Source organism: Acetatifactor aquisgranensis (assembly GCF_943193215.1).
Lineage (GTDB): Bacteria > Bacillota > Clostridia > Lachnospirales > Lachnospiraceae > Acetatifactor > Acetatifactor aquisgranensis.
This window is the reverse complement of record NZ_CALPDH010000090.1, coordinates 1-1,928: the sequence shown is the minus strand read 5'-3', so window position 1 is coordinate 1,928 and position 1,928 is coordinate 1. Positions and strand designations below refer to the sequence as shown.

1 protein-coding gene is annotated in these 1,928 nt (G+C 51.4%); it reads right to left on the bottom strand.

What is annotated here, in order from left to right; all coding sequences use genetic code 11:
* Positions 1 to 31: 31 nt before the first annotated feature.
* Positions 32 to 1,786 carry an IS1634 family transposase gene (locus tag NFS35_RS28760; RefSeq protein WP_251210374.1) on the bottom strand — a complete coding sequence of 585 codons (1,755 nt, stop codon included), beginning with the start codon at positions 1,784 to 1,786 and terminating at the stop codon, positions 32 to 34.
* Between the last annotated feature and the right edge of the window lie 142 nt (positions 1,787 to 1,928).

Genomic DNA, 1,928 nt, shown 5'->3' with positions numbered 1-1,928 from the left:
CCTAAAAGTCGAATAATCAGTACTCAAAACATCAGAACGCTGGAACCCCCAGTTTGTCAAGAAATAATTGGTCCCGCCCCGTGATCTCGGTTGTCCATCTTTTTGACAGCAGCTTTGTTGAAACCTTGACTTCTTCTACTGCATCAAACCACTGTAGGACCAGATAGATGGGTGTATTCTTGAGCCACGATTTTAGCCTGTCCTCTCGGTCCAGGGTATCCTTGTTGTCATGGGCAGGATCCCCATTCTCCCTGCCAAGCGACAGCTTCAGCTGGCGGATCTGTTCGCTCAGGTATTCATAATAACATAATGCAACGAACTGGACGAACATCCTCCCCATAAGGCTTTCGCTTGACCATACCCTGGTCCGGGAGCCGTCCGCCCGCTGCTTGCCGGACTCAAAGAAGAATTCTATGGTCTCCCTGGCGCGGTATTTGCGGAGGCATTCGGGCGCATCCTTCTCGCAGTTGGAGACCAGGGCAAAATACCCATGGTATTTCTTTTTCGCTGCTATTGCCCTCTCATTGAAGGCAACCGTGCATCTCTGCCCATGATGACGGACAAGCAGGTATCTATGCACCTTTTCAATGGCGCTTTCCGACAGTTCCTCCTCGGTGGAACCGGTTTCAATAAGGTTCTTCAGTTCAAAGAGGTCCTTGTCAAATAAGGAATCCTGTTCCACCCGCCTCATCGGGTTGAAATACAGGTGCAGGTAGACCCTGCGGCTGAACCTGTCCTCATCACCTGGCTGCAGACCCTTCTTCTGGCTTGCATATCTGCGTGGCCTGGAGAACTCCTGCATGCGCATGATGGTCACGCAATGGGTGTCTGTATCGAACGGACATGCGCTGCTGGTGCTGCGGAAATCGTCCAGATGGGCATCCAGCTCTTTCCTGACCCACTTGATGCTGGTCTTGATCAGCGTGATGAAGCCGAAATGCGCATGGAGCAGCTCCGCGAGGTTCTTCTCAGAGTAGTAGCCATTATCCGTTATGATCTCGGCCTTGTCTATGCCGATGGCCGAGAGCTGCTTCAGCGCATTCTCTACCGTGATGACATCGGGCTGGTTGCCGGGCTGCTTCGTGAATGCGACAGGCTGCCTTGTCCCGACAGAATAAAGGGCGAGCAGCTTGACGGTCTCCCTGCCGTCGTGTGCTTTATTGAAGCCATACCTGGCTTCCGGAATCTGGCTTGAACAGGTCGAGATCGTGGTGGAGTCGTATGCAAGCAGGGCCCTGTCGCCCAAATCCTTAAGGCGTGACGCGAAAAAGTTCTGCATGAGCGTCTCGTCACGTCCGACCTGTCCGAAGAGCTCGTGGTAGGTGTCTTCAGAGATGCCGTCTTCATAAGGCAGCGGATGCATGTACTGCCAGGCCGTGATCCCAGGCAGGGTCTGGCCGTTTGTCGCAAGCAGGTACCGTGCAAGGGAGAGTATCTTCTGGGCAGTACCGGGGTCAGTGTTGCCATAGACCGCTTCATCTATCCCGGATATCTTCCCGATATGGTCTATGATGTCCATCATGCCGACTTTCTTCCGGGATGCTGAAACGGCATATGGAGACACGGCCGGATTTGACACTTTTTCCCTGCTGCTGCGTTTAGGACGGGTTGCTACCATGGTTTCCTGCCCTTTTGGGATTTTCCCGATGATTCGGCTCGATATGACCACGTTGTATTTTTTGGCAGGGTCATAGCGGGTCTGCCTCTCGATAACATAGATATCACCGTTCTTTTGGGGCTGGTGGATTGTCCTGGTCTTAATCTCGCAGGATGATTTTTTCGGCATGACAGCACCTCCGTGTTGAGTATATATAAATTATAATACATACTCAATTAAATTTCAAGTGGAAATGCTGATAAAATCAAGGTTTCTTGATGCCGGCATATTGGTTTTTATCGTTTTGAGTACTTATAATCCGACTTTAGGG